This window comes from Sellimonas caecigallum (assembly GCF_019754295.1).
GTDB lineage: Bacteria > Bacillota > Clostridia > Lachnospirales > Lachnospiraceae > Sellimonas > Sellimonas caecigallum.
In genome coordinates this window covers 25288-44493 of sequence record NZ_VIRV01000019.1, presented here as the reverse complement: position 1 = coordinate 44493, position 19206 = coordinate 25288, and the positions used below count along the sequence as shown (strand labels likewise).

Below are 19206 nucleotides of genomic sequence, written 5' to 3'. Positions count from 1 at the left end.
TTAAGAAAGGCATAACACAGGAAGCCGTCGCAGACCTTATAGATATTACCCCAGCCCACATGAGCAACGTGGAGACAGGGAAAACGAAAGTCAGCCTGCCGACATTGATTGAGATTGCCAATGCTCTTTCCGTATCAGTTGATGTTCTCCTATGTGATAATGTACTTGCTTCACAAAATATTTTCAAGGGAGAAGCAAAAGAGATTTTTGAGGATTGCGACGAATACGAAACCCGATTTTTAGTTGACCTGCTGAAATGTGCAAAATCAGCCATGCGTAGGGACAAAGAAGTAAGAAATCAGTTCAATAGATAAAACCGTAGCGTGCAGATCACAATGAATTGTGAAATACAGCTACGGTTTTTCTTTTTCACTGAATTTATATCCCACGCCCCAGACGGTGATAATATATCGTGGATTGTCTGGGTGTGGTTCAATCTTCAATCTTAGTTTTCTGATGAATGAGGATAAATTACTTGCATCTGGAGCATTGTTATATCCCCATACTATTTCGTAAATCTGTTCTTTTGTAAATACCTGTCCTTTGTGACAAAATAAGAAATGCAATAAATCAAACTCTTTGGCAGTTAATTGTATGTTTTTACCAGAGTCATCAACAACAGTACGGTTATAAGGGTTTATATTCAGCCCTCTCATTTTTCCCTGTATAATTATAGGTGAAGCACATAATTGTTTTGAGAGCCATTCTATTGTTTGAGAATATATATTTTCCTCATTATCACAAAATTCAATAATCAATATTTTCCCATGTATATCCCTCCGCTACATTTATTAAGAATTGCATTTATTTTAAATCTCCAATTCTATTTTTGCAGGACATAATAATCAGTATAAGTCTTTTTATCATGTCCACCTATCAATTTCTCTTCAGAAGCAACGAAACCTAACCGGACTATTGCCAATTTTCTTTCAGAAGCAAAATGAGGAACTTTTGTTGCAATTATCTGACAATTAAATAATTCAAACACCGAGGGCACGATAAGCGATAATATTTCAAAAATACTTTCTTCCTGTTCATAATCGCTTCTCAAATCAAGTCTTAATAACCCACAGTTATTAAAATAATCATCAGCTTTCCGATTAAATACTTCAATCGTTCCTATTGCTTTGTTATCTATTTTTGATACAATAGTCCAACGAACAAAACCTTGTCTATCATACTCCCACAGCCAATATTCGATTGCTTGTTCCATTCTATTTTCAGTAGTATAATGAAAGTCATCTCCCCCGCAATTATCACTATTGAAAAATGGTACAGCTTTTTCATCAGAATATACTTTTAATAAATCTTCCTTGTCCTTTTTACTTACCATTCTTAACAAATAGTTTTCATTCTCATATTTAGGACATCTTTCATATGGGTTCAACATAAATGCACCTCCGTTTTTATTAACACTATATCACGGTATATATGACAACAGTATGTCATAGTTATTTGTATAAAGAAACAATTTTTGAAGCTACTTTAAAAAGGCGTTTACGTATTTCTTTTGGTGCAATTACCTCAACATCATCACCCAATGACAATAGTGTGCCAATCCAGAACTGCTCATTTTCCACCACGGTTAACTTCATGAATGTGTTTCCATCCGGAAGACTCTCAATTACACTCCCTTTCAAATATTCTTGAACTCGTGCCCGTGCCTTTTCTTTACATTTTACAATAACATCTATATATTGACGACAATCTGTTTTATCAGACTTTTTCAAAATACTTTCTGGAGCGTCATGTTCTTTTGTAAACGGGATATCCGTAATTTTTAAATCTCTCATCCTTACAAATTTATAGGTACGATAATCGTTTTTTATTTTAGAGTAAGCAAGAAGATACCAAGCGTACCACCTGTATAAAACTGCAATCGGCTCTACGCTGTGTACACGAGTTTCATTGTTATTATTCGTATATATAAAATCTACCATACGTTTTTGAGCTATGGCAGTTTGCAATGTTTGCAGAGTATCTTGCTCACCTTCTCGTAAGACGGAAAAATCTAATATAATATTCATATTGTTTTGTTTAAATATGTGAGATATTTTTTCTAATGTATGTTTTGCATTTTGATCATTTGTAGCCGAAACCAATCCTTTAAGCGCAGTCAAAATATAAGAATAATCATTTGAAGTGGCAAGATGTTTATCAAGTTTAAACTGCGAGGATATTTCATAACCACCTGTCGCCCCAGTGACTGAAATAATCGGAATTCCAGCAATGCATAATGAGTCAATATCTCTCTGGATAGTTCGCACGGAAACTTCAAAATATTTAGCTAATTCATTCGCAGATGTTCTTCCATGATTGAGAAGATAGACAGTTATCGCATAAAGACGTTCTATTTTCATTTGCTTATTCCTCCTAATTTCTAAAATGTATTATATCTTAATGAGCCTTTGTAGTTCAATAAACAGCCGATATAATCTGTTATATCTTGTTATGAGATTTCTTGTCCCTATCTTTGTTCTTACAAGCAGTAAGTAAAATATGCTTGTGCAAACTTTATAAACGGATAAGGTGAACACATTCAAAGGATTTAATTAAAATACTGTAACCACTGTTAATAGGCTATAATTTTACAAAAACATATACTTTAAAAAACAGGCTTGCTTATCAATGTATTCCACGTAAGAAGATGAAAGATGTTCAGAAATGTATAGAAATTTACAAAGAACAACTAAATAAGGGCTATATACAAACTGCATATTCAGCTTTGATAAAATATGAAGGAGAATTAAAGTCTGTATTTCCAAAGGAGTATCATACGGGGAATATATCGTTTGGCTATTTGGATTATACATATTTTCCGTTTTTCAATGAGTATCTGAGAAGTCATAAGCTGCGGTTTGGGATAGTATTAAATCATTTTGATATGCAGTTTGAAATATGGCTTATGGGGCAGAATGCCAATGTACAAAAAGAGTATTGGGAAATTCTGAAAGATTCCAAATGGAATATAGACCGAAAAGAAATGCCTCGATATTCTGTCCTTGAAGTAGTTTTAGAAAACAGAATAGTTTTCAATGAAAAAGAACGCATGACGGAAACGATTATTACCAGCGCGTTGTCTTTGGCAAAGGAGATACAAAAGTATTTGGAAAATGAAAATCCGAATGCTCAAGATGAGAGAGAGGATTGAAAAGATGCGCAGGTCTGACACAAAGGAGCAAGCAAAGAATTTTATATTGTAACAAAGCAGGAGAACAGCCAGTTCCGCTATGTGCTGAATGGAAAAGATGGAGAAGAACTCAGTATTGTGCTGGAATATTTATAATCCGAAATCATAGCTGCCGCATGGGTAACACCATAGCGGCGGTTTTCATGTTTGGTGTCTTCTCTGCGCAGATGGAAGGAAACCAATGACAGAAGATTTGCCGGATGGTATAATAGTAAATAGAATGTTATCCGCAATTCCACGTAAATTCTCCAAATAAGGGGTCGAGTTTTGGGCAGAAAAAGGATATTCTTCCATTAGGATTGATAGTAAATGGAGGTAGATCGGATGAATCAGCTTACTACAGGAAAATTTCTGGCACGAAAAAGGAAAGAGAAAAATCTGACGCAGGAGCAGCTGGCAGAGAAGATTGGTGTATCGAATAAAACGATTTCAAAATGGGAAACCGGAAAATGTATGCGGATTATGCTGTTGTGAAAAGTTTATGTGAAGAACTGGAAATCACAGTTGCGGAGCTGATGGATGGAGAAGAAGCAGAAGAGAAAAGTGTGCGTTCCTATGATGAGGATCAGATTATGGATCTGTTGAGGCGGACACAGGAATTGGAGAAACAGCAAAAGCTTTTATATGGGATTCTGCTGATTGTAATGGGAATTGCCTTGCAGGCCTGTTCCTATACGTTGGGAGGAACCGATATAAAAGATTTTCTCTCTGGGATTCTCCTGGGATTAGCCGTGGGAGAGATGCTGATGGGGGTTTACATGCTTGGCAGAACAATTGCCGGGCATTAAGCTTGAATGGAAAGCAGAGAAGAAACTCTGTTGAGAAAACAATGATTTCTAAGGAGGAATCTCATGGGAATTTCAATAAACTCTTGTATCAATCATTAAAATACAGGAGGAGATTATAAAAGATGGAAAAAATTTTACTGGATACAGATATTGGCGGAGATATTGATGATGCAATCTGCCTTGCTTACTTATTAAAAGAACCGCAGTGCGACCTGATTGGGATTACAACCGTCTGCGGTGAGCCGGAAAAACGGGCAGCGGTTGCTGACGCAGTCTGCAGGACTGTTGGGAAAGAGATCCCGATCGTGGCAGGGCTTGACAGTACAATGCAGCCGGTTCCGGTCTATCCGACGCCGGACGGTGCGGAAGCGTTGAAATTCTGGAAGCACAGCACGTTTGAAAAAGGAGATGCCCCTGCTTTTCTGTATCAGAAAATAAAAGAAAATCCGCACGAAGTGGTGTTAATTGGAATCGGCAATATGACCAACATTGCCACCATGTTCTGTACTTATCACGATGCCGCTAATCTGCTGAAGGGATTATATGTCATGAATGGATATTTTGGTAAAGAACCGTTGCCGGATCCTTATTATAACTGGAATTCCTGGGCAGATCCGTTGGCTTCAAAGATTGTATTTTCAACACGAACAGCGATACACCGGGCAGTTCCGTTGGAGGTTACAGACAGTCTTACGATCGACGCTGAACAGGCAGAAATCCTTTTAAGACCGGACAGTGATTTGATGAAAGCAGTCTTTTCTTTTGGCAATGCGTGGCTGGAGCATTCGGAAAAGCTGACGCTGCACGATCCGCTGGCTGCCGTCTGTGTGTTTCATCCGGAAGTCTGCCAGTTTGAACGGGGAACAGTGCGGGTAGAGACAGAGCAGAAAAACAATATGGGAGGCACTACTTTTATGCCTTCGCCGGACGGGAATGTAGAAATCGCGAAAACCGTTGACAGGGAAACCTTTTATCGTATTTTAAGCAGCACTTTACGTGGAAAACGGAGGGGAGAAAGCCGGAGAAAGATTCCGCCGCTTGTCGTAAGCCGCGCCAAATCGGCGGGGGCTATCGGCGAAGCATGGCTTGCCAATCTGGATTCCGTGATTTCCGAACTGGAGGAAACATGGCATATTTCTGTCGGGGAGGCTCTGTCCGGCGGCACACACGCCTTTGTCGGTTATGCTGATGGAGAACATGGAGAAAAGTATGTTTTGAAAATAGATATGCCCGAAAATCTCGGCGGGGAATTTTCCAGAGGCATTAACGTGCTGAAAATGGCAGACGGAAACGGGTTCCCGAGACTATATGCATATGACCTGAAACGAAAAGCCTGTCTGCTGGAACGGTTGGGGAAACCGATTCAGCAACCGGGCTGTTCTGTTCACAGACAGCTTGAAATGATCTGTTCTGCCCTGGAAAAAGTATGGGAAATTCCTGTTACAGATGCAGATCTTCCGGAAGGAGAGGATTCGGTATCATGGTTTCGGGAGTTCCTTGGAGAAACATGGGAAAAATTAAATCGTCCTTGTTCGCGGAAAGTGATGGACCAGGCCTTTGCGTATTTGCAGTCAAGGGAGAAAGCCTTGAATCCGGAGGAGTATGTACTGCTTCACGGCGATGCCCATGGCAGGAATACACTGGAAACCTTATCGGGAGATGACTATAAGCTGATTGATCCGGATGGTATTTTTTATGAAAAAGCCTATGATCTTGGCGTGCTTATGCGGGAATGGACAGAGGAATACGATCAGTTTCCGCTGGAAAAAGGAAAAGAGCGGTGTAATTATCTCCACCGATTGACGGGTGTTCCAGAACAGGCAATCTGGGAGTGGGGATATCTACAGACGGTTTCCACTGGATTTGTACTGCTTCAAATCGGACAGGAGAAAACTGGACATCAGATGCTCAGTACTGCAGAGCATTGGGTCGAACAGGTAACGTGAAGAGAATTTTAACCGGGCATTAAATATTGGTCTAAAACGCCAGAATTTATGAAATATCTAGAAGAACACAGATAAGAGACAAATAAAATGGAAACCCAATAAGAAAAGATAGTAAGAACAATTTGATTTATGGAGGAAATGCGTATGCAGTATGAATGTAAAATTACAGTATTGGAAACAAAAGTATTCACGGATTATCAGGAGAAATATCTTGCTGATCCAAAATCGGGTCCGTGTCCTTTTTTCAAGAAAGGGGATACATTTGTTTTGAAAAGGACAAATGAACGAGATGATTTTTATCATTTGATGAACGGAAAATTCTGTGGCGAAGCATGGGATGCGATCAGCAGATATGTGTATACCGCATTACAGGGAGGCTCTATCATGCGCAACTGGACGAATGATGACAGAATGATGATTGCCTGCTGTAACGACGGCACGAGACCGGTAATCTTTAAGATTGAAAGAATTGACATTCCGGAAACGGAAGAAGAAAAGGAATGGCTTGAAAAACAAAATTTTAAAAATGATGCCGGTGATGCCTATACAGGATGATTGGAAAAGGAGACCTGCTTATGGAAGAGGCTGTGATTCAGAAAGCGATTCAGTATATCAAGGAATATTTTGCTGATGACTACAGTGGACATGATTACTGGCATTCGTTCAGGGTCTATAAACTGGCAGAAGAAATTGCCAAGAAAGAGCAGGCGAATCTTTTTGTTGTCCGTCTGGCAGCACTTCTACATGATGTAGATGACAGAAAAATTTCTCCGGATACTTATGAAGAAAAGGGAAACGCAGTTTCTTTTATGAAACAATGCGGCATAGATGACAGAATTATTTCTGATGTCTGTACCATTATTGAAGAGGTTTCTTTTGAGGGCAATCCTGTGACGCCGCAGAGTTTGGAAGGAAAGTGTGTACAGGATGCAGACAGACTAGATGCTATCGGAGCAATCGGTATCGCACGTGCCTTTTCCTATGGCGGAAATCACAATAGAGTCATTTATGATCCTGATATCAAGCCGTCTCTGAATATGACAGGAGACGAATACAGAAATCATATTTCAACAACCATAAACCATTTTTATGAGAAGCTTTTTCTCTTAAACGAGCTTTTGAATACCTCGACTGCAAAAGAAATTGCAGAGCACCGAGACAGGTTTATGCATGAGTATGTGGATGAATTCCTCCTTGAGTGGGAGGGAAAACGGTAACAGTGAAAAGTTTATTTATACAGAAAGAGGGAAGAAGATGTATACAGAATTTGATACAGCATATGGTTTGTTTGAAGGCATGTTTGCTATTGTTTTTATTCTGGTGATTGGATCATTTGTTGTCATGGCAGTAAAAGGACTCGGCACCTGGAATAAAAATAACAACTCTCCCAGACTGACAGTGTCGGCTGTGGTGGTCGCAAAACGCTCTGATGTGTCTTATCATCACCATGCAAATGTGAACCATACCGCTCATGTTGCTTCCAACACGATCTATTATGTCACTTTTCAAGTGGAGAGTGGAGACAGAATGGAGTTTTCGGTCAGCGGAACCGAATATGGAATGCTGGTGGAAGGGGATAAGGGAAAGCTTTCTTTTCAGGGAACAAGGTACCTGTCCTTTCAAAGAGAAGGAGAGAAGGAAGAAGAATGAAGACAAATTTAATGATTGTGGAAGGCCTTTCGGAAAGTGAGAAGAGCATGACTGCAGCCATGATTGCGGAAGAATTGAAGAAAAAAGGAAAGTCTGTTATTTGCGTTGATAACGGTGTCCAGAATCATTCATCGGACAATACAGACTATGACTTTTCAGATTTTGAAGCAGAATGGAAGAAAGTTCTTGAGCGATGGAGATCATTTGTGACGAAAGCAGATAAAGATACAATTTATGTCCTTTGTTGCGGCTTCTTTTGGAATGCTCTGTGCGAAGTAAAGAAACGGTTTGATGAGGACGTAGAAGAATCTAAAGTATACATTGCAGAAATAGCAGAAATCATAAAACCTTTGAAGCCGATTCTTATCTACATCGACAAAGCAAATGTTAAAGCTGCAAAAGGTAGCATGTTTGATTATGAAGACTCAATGCAATCTTTAGTAGAAAGACGGGCACGGGAGTTACAAATATTGCGGGAATTGGAGTTTGATTACTATACGATAAGTCAGGACATCTGTGTGGAGGAGTTTGCGCAGCTTTGTATTTCTGCCGGATGGAATACTCCTTCCATAGAACAGATGCAGACAGCCATAGAAAATAGTACCCAGTCCTTTGTTATTCGCCATAAAGGCAGGGCAATCGCAATGATTCATTGGCTCGGGGACTATGGTATGCACTGGTTCATGAAGGAGTTTGTCGTTCACAAAGATTACCAGGGGAAGATGATCGGAACATTTCTGTATCGTTACTCTGAAAACTTTATTAAAAGTACCATGAAACCAGGATGGAAAGCATGTATTGATCTACGATCCGCACAAGGGAAAGAGCCGTTTTATCAGAAACTAGGATTCCAGCTTTTGACAGAGCAGGAGTCGGGAAGTGGAATGGAAAAAATGATCGAGCGGACAGTCGAATAACAAAAAACAGAAAATACGGATCTTTGTTCCAGACAGGAGGAAAATTGTGAAGAAAAAATCCGATGATAATAAAGAGAATAATAAACTCGCCATTGGACTTTGTCTTGGACTTTCATTTGGCCTGTTATTCGACAATCTGGCATTAGGATTATGCCTAGGTGTAGCGTTTGGATGTATGCCGGATTTCAAAGGAAAAGGGAAGAAATAGATGAACTGAAAGGCGGATTATTATCATGCATGGAATGATTATTCTTGGCCCGGCAGGATCGGGAAAAACGACGTTGGGCAAGTATGTTGCCGACAAAATGGAGATTGCTTTTCTGGATATTGATGAATATATCTGGCGGAATGATACAGAAAAGCCATATTCGGTTATGTTTTCAAAAGAGGAAAAAATCAGTAATCTTATGGGAGCGGTACAGAAAGCGGAGGAATTTGTTATGGCAGGTTCCATGAACAGTTTTCATGAGTACTTCGACCCTATGTTTCGGCTGGCAGTTTATCTGACCGCAGATGCAAAAGTCCGTGTAACCCGTATCCATGAGAGAGAACAAGAAGAGTTTGGTGACCGTATTCTGCCTGGCGGAGATATGTACGAGGAACATCAGCAGTTCTTAAATGATGCGGCAAATTATGATGGGGATGCGTCAGCTTGTAACAAAAGCCAGCATGAGTTGTGGCTGAACCAGATAGGATGCCCGGTGCTGAAACTCGATGGGGGCGATTCACTGGAAAAGAATGCAAAAGTAATTATAGAAACATATCGGCGTCTGTCTTCGGAGAAAAAAGAGCGCTCGTCATGATTTTAAAGAGGATAGATCAGATTCAGAACATGGGAGGAAGAAAGTGATGCAGATCAGAATTGCAAATGAAAAGGATGTGGAGCAGTTAAGGAAGCTATAACTGGAATTAGAGACCGACGGTGTAAAATATCAGCCAGAGCATTTTGTTGTGGGTTATCGGAGCGACGAATTTTTTCAGGGAATCTTTGAGAGTGAGAAGCAGGATATTCTTGTGGCAGAAGAAGCAGGAAAAGTGCTTGGATTTTCTCATCTCATGATTCTGAAACAAAAAGAGGTAGCGTGTTTGAAACCACAGACCGCCGTATACATACAGGACTTGGATGTGCTGGAGAGTGAAAGAAATAAAGGGATCGGAACGCTTCTCATGAATGCAAGTAAGGAATATGGGAAAAAACATGGAGCAGATTTTATCAGAACGCAGGTTTTCCCGCAAAATACTGATGGCATGAGATTTTATGAAAGAAACGGTTTTTGTGAAATGATGAAAACGATCGAGTGCCAGTTTTGATGACCCTTTATTACAACTATCATTTTAATAACAACTGTGATCGATCTGAGCATAGATATATGAAAAATAGTGGCAGCTGGGAATGCCAACAGGCAGCTTACAGAAGGGGATGTAAAATGGAAAGAGAGTTTTTCCTGATTTATTTGTGCCAGCGGAACATTCAGTTTGGAGGAGATTGAAAACCGCTTGAAAATCGAAATCGACCGCAACAACAAATACCATATTCAATATTGGCCGATCTTTGAGCTTCGATTAAAGAAATTCATTGGTTGTTGTGGACTAAGGCCTTACAAAGAAAATAAATATGAAATAGGCTTTCATTTACGTCCGAAGTTTTGGGGACAGGGATATGCAGTGGAAGCGGCAAAAGCCGTTATTGACTATGCATTTAAAATTCTGCAGGCAGAAGCATTGTTTGCGGGCCACAATCCCAACAATACGGCTTCTAAAAAGGTTTTGAGCAAATTGGGATTTCAATATATCGGAGATGAATTTTATGCACCAACAGGTCTGTACCACCCATCATATGAATTGAAGAGAAAAGTGCAAAGTACTCGGTAAGATGGAGCCGCTTCCGCATTTTTACGGTTTATTCCTGCAATCAATGATGTATAAACAATAAAACTCAAAAAACATTAAGAATTCCATAAAGACGCTTAAAGAATTTTCTTTTATCCTTTTATAAAAAAAATAGAAAGGAAAATTTGAAGGTTAAAATTTATGGATAGACAAAAAAGTATAAGAATAATTGCTATCATTATATTTTTGACGGTAATTGCAATGGTATTTTTTCTCTTGATGAATAAAGAAACATATTCATTAAACCTTCCGAAAACAGAAGAGGTAACACGCATAATGATCAGCACTGATACTGTGAAGAAAGAAGTCACAAGTATCGAGGAGATCAAGGATATTATTTATGTCTTGGAGGGCAACGAGAGAACAACAAAGAAGGAAAGTATAAATGATTCTCCTGTAAATGCAGAAACTCCAATAAAGATAGAGTTTCATTTTCAGCAAAATGGAGGATCGATTTTATATATTTATACACAAAGAAATCAATATTATTTAGAACAACCATATAATGGGGTTTATCGAATCAGCGGAGATGAATATAATTCCATAGCAAAATATGTTTTATAATCACAGCTTACAATTGAATGGTACAGGAGGAACCAAATCGATGAACAAAGAGACATATTGTTTACTTGAAAAATTTATGATCTGTTGTATAGAAGATGCTGCTCATGATAAAGAGCATATATATCGTGTGTTGTATAATGCGTTAGAAATTGCAAAGGAAGAGAATAATGTAAATTATGATGTCTTGATTGCAGCATGTTTATTACATGATATTGGGAGAAAAGAAGAATCGGAAAACCCTTCTTTGTGCCATGCGATTGTAGGAGGAGAAAAATCTTACAAATTTCTTTTGAGTCACGGGTTTGAGAAAGAGTATGCAGAACAAGTGAAACATTGCATTCACACACACAGCTATAGAAAAAGCAATCCTCCTGTAAGTTTAGAAGCAAAAATCCTATTTGATGCAGATAAATTAGATGTAACAGGAGCAATAGGGATTGCAAGAACATTACTTTACAAAGGCAGTGTTTCAGAACCATTGTATTCTGTGTTGCCAGATGGAATGATTTCGAATGGCGAAAACGATATTCTGCCATCTTTTTTTCAAGAGTATAAGCTTAAATTGGAGAATTTGTGCTCCGTTTTTTATACTGAAAAAGCAAGAGAGCTTGCAAAAGAAAGGCAACATATTGCCAGAGAATTTTATAATAGTCTGTATCAAGAGGCAAATTTATCGTATCAAAATGGGAAAAAGGAATTGGATAAAATTATTCGATAGCATAGGAGGAAACTGATATGCAGAAAAGAAAATTTGATCTGCCGGACATGTATCTGGAACTAGCTGAGGGCACGGCAGAATGGTATATGGGAACTCATTTTTTCGAAGAGGCCTGTGATCTTTATGATGCAGAAGAAATCGTAAAGCAGGGCAAAAAATTTGCTGGGAATCAGATTTACTTTATTCATTATCCGGATGGAAGTGTATATAAACCATTTGAAGGAAGAGAAAATGTTTATTACGAACGACCAGTGTGGGATAAAGACTGTTTCGGAATACTTTCCGTTGACTTTTCAGAGGGCAGGATTGATATTTACACGTACTGTCCGGGGAATGCGGCTGAAATTTTAGCAACACTGCCTCTTACGTCTGTAAAAGACTGTTACAATCTGAAAGTAGAGATGTCCCCGTGGACACTTGGAAGGCAAGCAGACAGTGAATACGAGATAATCTGGCCGCTGAAAAAAATATTTCCTATCAGGGATAACGAAAGCATGATCTGCCGGGATGGCGATGTCCTGTATTTTTCCAGATGGACAGAAGAACCTTACTATCAGGAGTATGTAGTGACAGTTGACATAAATACAGGAAAGGAATTAAACGTGGAGAAGGGAAGTCTCTATCTGATGCCGGATGGAACATTGTGGAATGTATAGTTATTTCAGATTTCAATTCTTGGGAAACAAGCGTAGCTGTTACAATATTAGAGGGGAGATATATTAAAATGAGAAGAATCTGTTTATTTATTGCCATGAGTCTTGACGGCTATATTGCGGACAGTGATGGCGGTGTTTCGTGGCTGGAAGGACAAAGGAGCGACAGTGAAAATATCGATGTCTATTCTGAGTTTGTAAAAGATATCGATACCATTTTGATGGGTTGGAATACCTATCATCAAGTTGCCACTGAACTTTCGCCGAAAGAGTGGGTATATCGTGATTTTACCACGTATGTCATTACGCACAGAGAGCACTGTTCTTCTGAAAAGATCCGATTTACAAAAGAAAATCCCATAAAGCTGATAAAAAAATTGAAAGAAGAGGATGGAAAAGATATTTGGATTTGCGGCGGTGCTAAGCTTGTTCAGCAGATCATAAATGAGAATCTTATTGACTACTACTATATTACGATTATCCCTACACTTCTGGGATCTGGCATACGTCTTTTTGAAAACGGGACAACAGAGATTAAGTTGAAATTACTTTATACACAGGCATATAACGGCATGACAGATCTGGTCTATGTACGCAGATAAATCCAACAGACATATTGCCGAATCTGAAGGGAGAGAATATGAACATGAAAACAATCCGGGAAGAATCTGCAGATAAACAGATTCTTCCTGGATCTTTTTATTTTGGAAGCATCATATAAAGACTATAGCAGTGGAAACTATACCTTGGCCGGAGGTGTCGTGGATCCTCTGCCAGATGATGCTCCTTTCTTTGTCAAGGATTATCATGATTATTATAAAACGAAACGAGGGTATCACGCACGTTCTTTGAATTCCAATGGAGGATGGAATGTGATTGGATGTATGTCTTTTATGAACCAGCCAATTTTGCAGTACAGTAACGAGATTCGTAGTGCAGTACTTATTGTGCACGGAGAAAAGGCACATTCCTGTTACTTTAGCCGGGACGCCTACGCGAAGATGATAAACGGCAATCCTTGTGTGGATAACAAAGAACTGCTTATTATCCCAGATGCAGTACACACCGATCTGTATGACGGCGGAAAAAAGAATGCGATTCCATTTGATAAACTGGACATCTTTTTTACAGAAAACTTGAAGTAGGTAAAAAACATGTCTATAATATAGATACTTGATACCTATTGGAGGGATATGTGTGAAAAAAGGGGATAAAGTGGCGATCGTAGGATGCTCCAATGGTCAATCCGTTTCTTACAAAGAGAAACTGATCCGATTGGACAAAACGATCCGTCAAATTGGTCTTATACCGGTCTGGGGGGATTACATCTATGAGAAGGAGTCTGTATTCAGCGGGTCGGCAAATGAGCGGGCGGACAGTCTGATGAAGTTTTTCAGAGATGATGAAATCAAAGCAGTTTTTGATATTTCAGGCGGAGATATTGCCAACGAAATACTGCCTTACCTGGAATATGACGAGATCGCCCAAAGCGAGAAAGTTTTTTGGGGATACAGTGATCTTACGACCGTCATAAATGCTATTTTTGCAAAGAGCGGGAAAAAATCGGTTCTTTATCAGATACGGAATCTGATCTACGACGATGCACAAAATCAGATACAGAATTTTACCAACACGGTAATGAACGGAGCGTCAGATCTGTTTGATTTTTCTTACTCTCTGATACAGGGAAAGGAACTAAAGGGGATTGTGGTCGGCGGAAATATACGATGCCTTTTAAAATTAGCAGGGACAAAGTACTGGCCAGATATGGACGGGAAAGTCTTGCTGCTTGAGGCATATGGAGGCGATGTCCCTAAAATGGTCACATACTTGAACCAGTTGAAGCAGATGGAGGTTTTCGAAAAGATTTCAGGCATTTTGCTCGGAACATTTACTTATATGGAAAAAGAGAAATGCAGACCTCAGATCATCGATCTCGTAAGAAAATATGCGGGTAATGAGATCGCAATTGCGTATACTTCCGAAATCGGACATGGCACAAATTCCAAGGGTATTATCATCGGGGAAGAGATATCGAAAAAAGGGGCAGGATACCGGAAATGATCCGGTGTCCTGCCTTGTGTTATACATATCGAAATCAATAGGTAAGATCCTCGCAGATTGACTTCAGATTCAGGAAGTTAGTAAGATAATCCCTTGTTCCGGTCTTGGCGTCTGTACCGGACATGTTAAAACCGCCGAATGGATGCTGAAGCACGACTGCTCCGGTAGACTTTCTGTTGAAATAGAGGTTGCCCACATGGAATTCTTCTTTTGCTTTCTGGATGTGTGCTCTGTCTTCTGTATAGACTGAGCCGGTCAGTCCGTATTCAGTGTTGTTTGCAATTTCCAGTGCCTCGTCAAATGATTCTGCCCGGATGACAGCGAGAACCGGCCCGAAAATTTCTTCTTTTGCAATGACGGCATTCTTTGCTACATCGCGGACAACCGTTGGTTCGATGTAAAATCCTTTGGAGTCATCAAAGCCGCCGCCGCAGACGATAGTCCCTTCGTTCCGCGCAATTTCAATATAGTGGGAAATACGGTCAAAAGCGCTCTTGTTGATGACCGGTCCCATTGGAAGATCCTCACGGCCGCTGCCTTGATGAGCCTGAAGATCTTTTGCGCATGCAGCGATTTCTTCCACAAACGCGTCATAAACATCGCTTAACACAACTGCACGGGAGCACGCAGAGCATTTTTGTCCCTGGAAGGAAAATGCAGAATTTGCAATCCCGGCAGCAGCGCGTTTCAGATCTGCGGAAGAATCGACGATGATGGCATTTTTGCCGCCCATCTCAGCCACTACACGTTTGATCCATTTCTGACCTTCGGAGACTTCAGAAGCCATACGGCTTATGCGAAGTCCTACTTCTTTGGATCCTGTGAAGTTGACAAAACGTGTCAGAGGATGTTTTACGATATAGTCTCCGATGACAGAACCGGAACCAGGGATAAAGTTGATCACTCCGGCAGGAAATCCAGCTTTTTCACAAAGTTCGATAAATTTGTACGCTACGATTGGAGTGTCGGAAGATGGTTTGCAGACAATCGTATTGCCTGTGATGACTGCGGATACAACCATTCCGGCAAGAAGAGAGAGCGGGAAATTCCACGGCGGGACGGCGACACCGACACCGATCGGAATATATATACATTTTACAGCCTCATCTGTATCCATTAACTCCAGCCCTTTGTCAAGCTCACGCATGTGCATGATATAGGAGTTGAAAAAATCAAGCGCTTCGCAGAGTTCTCCGTCTGCTTCGCCCCAATTCTTTCCGCTTTCCTCAATGCTCCATGCATCGAGAAGGAAACGGTTTTGCTTCATCAGTTCAACCAGTCTGCGGACACAGCAGATGCGCTCTTCGACAGGAGTTGTGCGCCATGAAAGAAAAGCATTGTGTGCGGTGCGGATAGCCCGATCGGCAAGCTCCTGGCTGCAGGAACTGACTGCTCCAAGCTGTTCTTTTGTGGACGGGGAAAAAGAAAAGATTTTTTCTTCTGTCATGATTCGTTCTCCCCCGATGATCAGAGGATAATCGTTCCCTTTTTCTTTGTCTACCTGTTCAAATGCCTTCAGCATCGCTTCTTTGTTTTCCGGAATTGTGAAATCCAATTCAGATGAGTTGTAGAACCCTTTTAACATGGTGCATACCTCCTACTATGTATATTTTTTCATTTCTTTCAATATATTATCATTTGGGTTTTCCTACGTCAATGGCTTGGTGGACGAAATAATTGTTAATTTATAAACAAATAAAAAAATAACAGACAATTTATATTCTTTTCTTGTTCTGTACGTTGGAATCAAAATCAGGTATAATGGTAAGAAAAGTATATCTAATATCAGGAGGCGGTATGATGGAGAGTGTAATTTTAGGCAAAACAGGATTAAAAGTGAATAAAAACGGGTTCGGGGCACTTCCGATCCAGAGAATTTCCAAAAAAGAGGCAGTCTATCTGCTGCAAAAGGCATTCCGAAGTGGGATTAATTATTATGATACGGCAAGGGCCTATTCGGACAGCGAGGAAAAGCTCGGAGAAGCTTTTCTGGGAATGCGTGAGCAGATCATTATCAGTACGAAGACTGCCGCACAGCGTGCGGAAGATTTGCGGAAAGACCTGGAGGAGAGTCTTGCCAGGCTTCAGACTGACTATATCGATCTTTACCAGTTCCACAATCCGGCATTTTGTCCAAAACCTGGCGATGGAACGGGACTTTATGAGGCGGCCTTGGAGGCAAAAGAACAGGGGAAGATCAGGCACATCGGGATCACAAACCATCGTATTGCAGTGGCAAGGGAAGCAGTTTTATCCGGGCTTTATGAGACACTTCAGTTTCCGTTTTCCTATCTTGCATCCGAGGAGGAAAAAGAGCTGGTCGAACTGTGCAGAAAAACGGATACTGGTTTTATAGCTATGAAAGGACTGGCAGGGGGGCTGATTCACAATGCGGCGTGCGCTTATGCATTTATGTGTCAGCCGCAGTACGCACATGTGGAGCCAATATGGGGGATTCAAAGAGAGCGGGAGCTGGATGAATTTTTATCATACCAGGACCACATGCCGGAACTGAATGAAGAACGTATGAAGGAGATACAAAGAGATCAGGAACAGCTTGCCGGAGAGTTTTGCAGAGGGTGCGGCTATTGTATGCCATGTCCTGCAGGGATTGAGATCAATAACTGTGCACGTATGAGCCTGATGCTCAGAAGAGCGCCGCAGGAGGCGTGGCTTTCCGAGGAGTGGCAGGACAAGATGAAGAAAATAGAGAACTGTCTGCACTGTGGCAACTGCCGGAAAAAGTGCCCGTACGGACTTGACACACCGGAACTCCTTCGGAAAAACTACGAAGATTATAAGACCTTTCTGTAAGACATAAGGGATCAAAAAAAGAAGATCGGGAATACTGAATAGAAAAACGGATGGAGGAAGAAGGATGCACATTCAAAGAAGACCATTTTTCTATGGCTGGTATTTCCGGTGCCAGTCTGAGACCGATACGATAGCTGTGATACCGGCAGTTCACATATCGGGGGAGAAAAGCAGCAGTTCGATTCAGATTTTAACAGAACGAGGGGTATGGAATATGGAATTCCCCATTTCCGAATTCAAGCTCAGCCGGAAGCAGATGAAAATGCAGATCGAAAAGAACTGTTTTTCCGAGAAAGGGATTCGGCTGGATATTGAGAGAGCCGGGATAAAGATCAAAGGAAGACTTGACTTTGGGCCTTTTGCAAAACCGGCTTTTGATATCATGGGACCGTTTTGCTGTATTCCAGGGATGGAGTGCAGACATTCTGTCTACAGTATGGAGCACAGTGTGAATGGGACGATACAGATCCAGGGGAAAGATATACGATTTTCGGATGCACGCGGTTATATGGAAGGAGACAGCGGAACCTCCTTTCCGGAGACATATGTATGGACACAACATTTCTTTCGGGATGGTTCACTTGTCTTTGCAGCGGCAGACATTCCTATTTTGGGAGTGCACTTTAAAGGAACGATCGGTATCGTAAGACAAAAAGACAAAGAATGCCGCTTTGCGACCTATCTTGGAGCTTCTGTCGTGAAAATGGGAGAAAACGTGCTTAAGATCCGTCAGGGGAGAAAGACAGTTCTCATTCGTCTGCGGGAAAAGGAAGGGAGTATGCTACATGCACCATGCAGCGGAAAGATGACCCGGAAGATCTGTGAGTATCCATCCTGTCAGGCAGACTATATTTTTTTCTGCGGCAAAAAGAAGGAAAAGGAAATTTTGGCTGCGCGTGCAGCGGTAGAATATGAGGTAAAAAAGAAGCATAATCCGGCGTGACTGTAAACGCCGGATTTTACTTTCAGGCAGACCTCTCTGAGTCCGGTGTGCCAATAGGAAGAAGAACAGCTTGTCCTCGGGCGCTGAAAGAGATATAATGGAGAGAGGGATTGTATGTATCGATCTTGGAGGGACGTCCATGAAAGCTGGATTCATGTCACAGAGCGGAATACTTGGAGAGCAGTGTATTTTGCCGGTGCATGAGACATTAGAGGAGATTTTCTGCGAGATTGACCAGTATGTGAAAAAATGAAAGAAAAATACCAGATCGACGGGATGGGGGTAAGTGCGCCTGGCGCAGTGGACGTCCAAACAGGTATCATCGGAGGCATGAGTGCACTTCCATGTATTCATGGACCATCCTGGACAGAGAAACTGGAGGAGCGCTTTGGGGTGCCGGCATCAATCGAGAACGATGCCAACTGTGCAGCACTTGCCGAATTGGCATTAGGAAGTGCAAAAGGAATGAAAGATATGGCATTTGTCGTGTGCGGAACCGGAATCGGAGGGGCAGTTGTCATCAACAGGGAAATACAGCACGGGACCAATCTTTACGGAGGAGAATTCGGCTGTATGGTCATGCGCAATGAAAATGGGGAGCTCAGCACATTTTCATCAGAGGCCTCTACGATGTCTTTTGTGAGAAAGATCCAGAAAAAATATCCACAGGAGGAGTGGAATGGCGTGAAAGTATTTGCCGAGGCGGAAAAAGGAAACGAGGAATGCAGGAAGGCAATAGATACCTTTTTCTATAATCTGGCGGAAGGGATCTACAATATACAGCATGTCATTGATCCACAGCTTATTCTTCTTGGAGGAGGCATCAGCCGGAGAGAAGGATTTGCAGAGACGCTTCGCAAAAAACTGGAAGAGATTGTGGGAAAAGTGGGGGAATGTGCAAAGACAAAAGTAGTTGTCCCAAACATCGATGTGTGTACTTTTCGGGAAGATGCCAATCTGATCGGTGTTGCAGTGAATCTTTCCAGAAGAAAAAGAGAAGTTTGTTTGTCTGTACATGGAGAAGACCATACGTTATAATGAAGGCATAACATCGAAATGATCAGGAGGA

General features: G+C 41.0%; 26 protein-coding genes and 1 pseudogene. 23 read left to right on the top strand and 4 right to left on the bottom strand.

Annotated features, from left to right (window positions below; all coding sequences use genetic code 11):
• The coding region (locus tag FLB61_RS11105; RefSeq protein ID WP_221920180.1) for a helix-turn-helix domain-containing protein at positions 1-314 on the top strand (314 nt) is incomplete at its 5' end.
• A gap of 39 nt (positions 315-353) precedes the next feature.
• On the opposite strand, the gene FLB61_RS11100 is transcribed toward FLB61_RS11105, so the two are convergent.
• The 3 genes from FLB61_RS11100 to FLB61_RS11090 form a co-directional block, all read right to left on the bottom strand.
• Positions 354-758: a winged helix-turn-helix domain-containing protein gene (locus FLB61_RS11100; protein ID WP_246599217.1), complete on the bottom strand. Its 405-nt coding sequence runs from the start codon at positions 756-758 to the stop codon at positions 354-356.
• A gap of 65 nt (positions 759-823) precedes the next feature.
• Positions 824-1390, bottom strand: a complete 567-nt coding sequence (locus FLB61_RS11095; RefSeq protein WP_221920179.1) for a GNAT family N-acetyltransferase — start codon at positions 1388-1390, stop codon at positions 824-826.
• A gap of 61 nt (positions 1391-1451) precedes the next feature.
• On the bottom strand, positions 1452-2360 hold the full coding sequence (locus tag FLB61_RS11090) for a helix-turn-helix transcriptional regulator (RefSeq protein ID WP_087213706.1): 909 nt from the start codon (positions 2358-2360) through the stop codon (positions 1452-1454).
• Positions 2361-2647: 287 nt separating this feature from the next.
• Between FLB61_RS11090 and FLB61_RS11085 the strand changes: the two genes are divergently transcribed.
• From FLB61_RS11085 to FLB61_RS11005, 18 genes and pseudogenes are all read left to right on the top strand, one after another.
• The gene (locus FLB61_RS11085; protein WP_221920177.1) at positions 2648-3151 is read left to right on the top strand and encodes a DUF7000 family protein; all 504 of its coding nucleotides are present in this window, start codon (positions 2648-2650) and stop codon (positions 3149-3151) included.
• Positions 3152-3514: 363 nt separating this feature from the next.
• Positions 3515-3664 carry a helix-turn-helix domain-containing protein gene (locus tag FLB61_RS13085; RefSeq protein WP_246599216.1) on the top strand — a complete coding sequence of 50 codons (150 nt, stop codon included), beginning with the start codon at positions 3515-3517 and terminating at the stop codon, positions 3662-3664.
• Positions 3661-3978 carry a hypothetical protein gene (locus tag FLB61_RS11080; RefSeq protein ID WP_246599215.1) on the top strand — a complete coding sequence of 106 codons (318 nt, stop codon included), beginning with the start codon at positions 3661-3663 and terminating at the stop codon, positions 3976-3978. The genes FLB61_RS13085 and FLB61_RS11080 overlap by 4 nt, the downstream gene beginning before the upstream one ends.
• Before the next feature lie 122 nt (positions 3979-4100).
• The gene (locus tag FLB61_RS11075) at positions 4101-5924 is read left to right on the top strand and encodes a nucleoside hydrolase (RefSeq protein ID WP_221920175.1); all 1824 of its coding nucleotides are present in this window, start codon (positions 4101-4103) and stop codon (positions 5922-5924) included.
• 144 nt (positions 5925-6068) lie between these two features.
• Entirely contained in the window at positions 6069-6479 is a 411-nt protein-coding gene (locus FLB61_RS11070; protein ID WP_221920174.1) for a TIGR04076 family protein, read from the top strand.
• Positions 6480-6499: 20 nt separating this feature from the next.
• Positions 6500-7141, top strand: a complete 642-nt coding sequence (locus FLB61_RS11065) for an HD domain-containing protein (RefSeq protein WP_221920173.1) — start codon at positions 6500-6502, stop codon at positions 7139-7141.
• Between the two features lie 37 nt (positions 7142-7178).
• Positions 7179-7574 (top strand): DUF2500 domain-containing protein, encoded by a 396-nt coding sequence (locus FLB61_RS11060; RefSeq protein ID WP_087200319.1) that lies wholly within the window; start codon positions 7179-7181, stop codon positions 7572-7574.
• Positions 7571-8491, top strand: coding sequence for a GNAT family N-acetyltransferase (locus FLB61_RS11055; RefSeq protein WP_087200321.1), 921 nt, complete (start codon positions 7571-7573; stop codon positions 8489-8491). Before FLB61_RS11060 ends, FLB61_RS11055 begins: the two co-directional genes overlap by 4 nt.
• Positions 8492-8537: 46 nt before the next feature.
• Entirely contained in the window at positions 8538-8699 is a 162-nt protein-coding gene (locus FLB61_RS11050) for a glycine zipper domain-containing protein (RefSeq protein WP_191435171.1), read from the top strand.
• A gap of 25 nt (positions 8700-8724) precedes the next feature.
• The gene (locus tag FLB61_RS11045) at positions 8725-9294 is read left to right on the top strand and encodes an AAA family ATPase (protein WP_246599214.1); all 570 of its coding nucleotides are present in this window, start codon (positions 8725-8727) and stop codon (positions 9292-9294) included.
• Positions 9295-9394: 100 nt separating this feature from the next.
• Positions 9395-9802, top strand: coding sequence for a GNAT family N-acetyltransferase (locus FLB61_RS11040; protein ID WP_087200325.1), 408 nt, complete (start codon positions 9395-9397; stop codon positions 9800-9802).
• 165 nt (positions 9803-9967) lie between these two features.
• Positions 9968-10363, top strand: a complete 396-nt coding sequence (locus FLB61_RS11035) for a GNAT family N-acetyltransferase (protein ID WP_275952213.1) — start codon at positions 9968-9970, stop codon at positions 10361-10363.
• A 159-nt stretch (positions 10364-10522) separates the two neighbouring features.
• Entirely contained in the window at positions 10523-10945 is a 423-nt protein-coding gene (locus tag FLB61_RS11030; RefSeq protein ID WP_087200329.1) for a DUF5301 domain-containing protein, read from the top strand.
• Positions 10946-10985: 40 nt separating this feature from the next.
• On the top strand, positions 10986-11663 hold the full coding sequence (locus FLB61_RS11025) for an HD domain-containing protein (RefSeq protein ID WP_087200331.1): 678 nt from the start codon (positions 10986-10988) through the stop codon (positions 11661-11663).
• A gap of 17 nt (positions 11664-11680) precedes the next feature.
• Positions 11681-12319 carry a hypothetical protein gene (locus FLB61_RS11020; protein ID WP_221920172.1) on the top strand — a complete coding sequence of 213 codons (639 nt, stop codon included), beginning with the start codon at positions 11681-11683 and terminating at the stop codon, positions 12317-12319.
• 68 nt (positions 12320-12387) lie between these two features.
• The gene (locus tag FLB61_RS11015) at positions 12388-12918 is read left to right on the top strand and encodes a dihydrofolate reductase family protein (RefSeq protein WP_087200335.1); all 531 of its coding nucleotides are present in this window, start codon (positions 12388-12390) and stop codon (positions 12916-12918) included.
• A gap of 120 nt (positions 12919-13038) precedes the next feature.
• Positions 13039-13461 (top strand): annotated as a pseudogene (locus tag FLB61_RS11010) (alpha/beta hydrolase); the annotation flags it as partial.
• Positions 13462-13513: 52 nt separating this feature from the next.
• Positions 13514-14380: a S66 family peptidase gene (locus FLB61_RS11005; RefSeq protein WP_330620403.1), complete on the top strand. Its 867-nt coding sequence runs from the start codon at positions 13514-13516 to the stop codon at positions 14378-14380.
• A gap of 34 nt (positions 14381-14414) precedes the next feature.
• Here FLB61_RS11005 and FLB61_RS11000 read toward each other — a convergent pair whose 3' ends face one another.
• The gene (locus FLB61_RS11000; RefSeq protein ID WP_221920171.1) at positions 14415-15965 is read right to left on the bottom strand and encodes an L-glutamate gamma-semialdehyde dehydrogenase; all 1551 of its coding nucleotides are present in this window, start codon (positions 15963-15965) and stop codon (positions 14415-14417) included.
• A 215-nt stretch (positions 15966-16180) separates the two neighbouring features.
• Between FLB61_RS11000 and FLB61_RS10995 the strand changes: the two genes are divergently transcribed.
• The 4 genes from FLB61_RS10995 (at position 16181) to FLB61_RS10980 (ending at position 19175) form a co-directional block, all read left to right on the top strand.
• Positions 16181-17194, top strand: coding sequence for an aldo/keto reductase (locus tag FLB61_RS10995; RefSeq protein ID WP_221920182.1), 1014 nt, complete (start codon positions 16181-16183; stop codon positions 17192-17194).
• Between the two features lie 64 nt (positions 17195-17258).
• A complete protein-coding gene (locus tag FLB61_RS10990; protein WP_087200342.1) occupies positions 17259-18137 on the top strand; it encodes a hypothetical protein in 879 nt (292 codons plus the stop codon).
• A gap of 97 nt (positions 18138-18234) precedes the next feature.
• The gene (locus tag FLB61_RS10985) at positions 18235-18390 is read left to right on the top strand and encodes a hypothetical protein (protein ID WP_221920170.1); all 156 of its coding nucleotides are present in this window, start codon (positions 18235-18237) and stop codon (positions 18388-18390) included.
• A complete protein-coding gene (locus tag FLB61_RS10980) occupies positions 18387-19175 on the top strand; it encodes an ROK family protein (RefSeq protein ID WP_221920169.1) in 789 nt (262 codons plus the stop codon). Before FLB61_RS10985 ends, FLB61_RS10980 begins: the two co-directional genes overlap by 4 nt.
• The last annotated feature ends 31 nt before the right edge of the window (positions 19176-19206 follow it).

Bases quoted from the DNA above. Each gene is read 5' to 3' on its own strand.
- FLB61_RS13085 (WP_246599216.1), top strand. From the start codon at position 3,515: ATGAATCAGCTTACTACAGGAAAATTTCTGGCACGAAAAAGGAAAGAG.
- FLB61_RS11015 (WP_087200335.1), top strand. From the start codon at position 12,388: ATGAGAAGAATCTGTTTATTTATTGCCATGAGTCTTGACGGCTATATT.
- FLB61_RS10990 (WP_087200342.1), top strand. From the start codon at position 17,259: ATGCACATTCAAAGAAGACCATTTTTCTATGGCTGGTATTTCCGGTGC.
- FLB61_RS11025 (WP_087200331.1), top strand. From the start codon at position 10,986: ATGAACAAAGAGACATATTGTTTACTTGAAAAATTTATGATCTGTTGT.
- FLB61_RS11090 (WP_087213706.1), bottom strand. From the start codon at position 2,360: ATGAAAATAGAACGTCTTTATGCGATAACTGTCTATCTTCTCAATCAT.
- FLB61_RS11070 (WP_221920174.1), top strand. From the start codon at position 6,069: ATGCAGTATGAATGTAAAATTACAGTATTGGAAACAAAAGTATTCACG.
- FLB61_RS11095 (WP_221920179.1), bottom strand. From the start codon at position 1,390: ATGTTGAACCCATATGAAAGATGTCCTAAATATGAGAATGAAAACTAT.
- FLB61_RS11060 (WP_087200319.1), top strand. From the start codon at position 7,179: ATGTATACAGAATTTGATACAGCATATGGTTTGTTTGAAGGCATGTTT.
- FLB61_RS11065 (WP_221920173.1), top strand. From the start codon at position 6,500: ATGGAAGAGGCTGTGATTCAGAAAGCGATTCAGTATATCAAGGAATAT.
- FLB61_RS10985 (WP_221920170.1), top strand. From the start codon at position 18,235: ATGGAGAGAGGGATTGTATGTATCGATCTTGGAGGGACGTCCATGAAA.
- FLB61_RS11000 (WP_221920171.1), bottom strand. From the start codon at position 15,965: ATGTTAAAAGGGTTCTACAACTCATCTGAATTGGATTTCACAATTCCG.
- FLB61_RS10980 (WP_221920169.1), top strand. From the start codon at position 18,387: ATGAAAGAAAAATACCAGATCGACGGGATGGGGGTAAGTGCGCCTGGC.
- FLB61_RS11055 (WP_087200321.1), top strand. From the start codon at position 7,571: ATGAAGACAAATTTAATGATTGTGGAAGGCCTTTCGGAAAGTGAGAAG.
- FLB61_RS10995 (WP_221920182.1), top strand. From the start codon at position 16,181: ATGGAGAGTGTAATTTTAGGCAAAACAGGATTAAAAGTGAATAAAAAC.
- FLB61_RS11045 (WP_246599214.1), top strand. From the start codon at position 8,725: ATGCATGGAATGATTATTCTTGGCCCGGCAGGATCGGGAAAAACGACG.
- FLB61_RS11020 (WP_221920172.1), top strand. From the start codon at position 11,681: ATGCAGAAAAGAAAATTTGATCTGCCGGACATGTATCTGGAACTAGCT.
- FLB61_RS11030 (WP_087200329.1), top strand. From the start codon at position 10,523: ATGGATAGACAAAAAAGTATAAGAATAATTGCTATCATTATATTTTTG.
- FLB61_RS11075 (WP_221920175.1), top strand. From the start codon at position 4,101: ATGGAAAAAATTTTACTGGATACAGATATTGGCGGAGATATTGATGAT.
- FLB61_RS11085 (WP_221920177.1), top strand. From the start codon at position 2,648: ATGAAAGATGTTCAGAAATGTATAGAAATTTACAAAGAACAACTAAAT.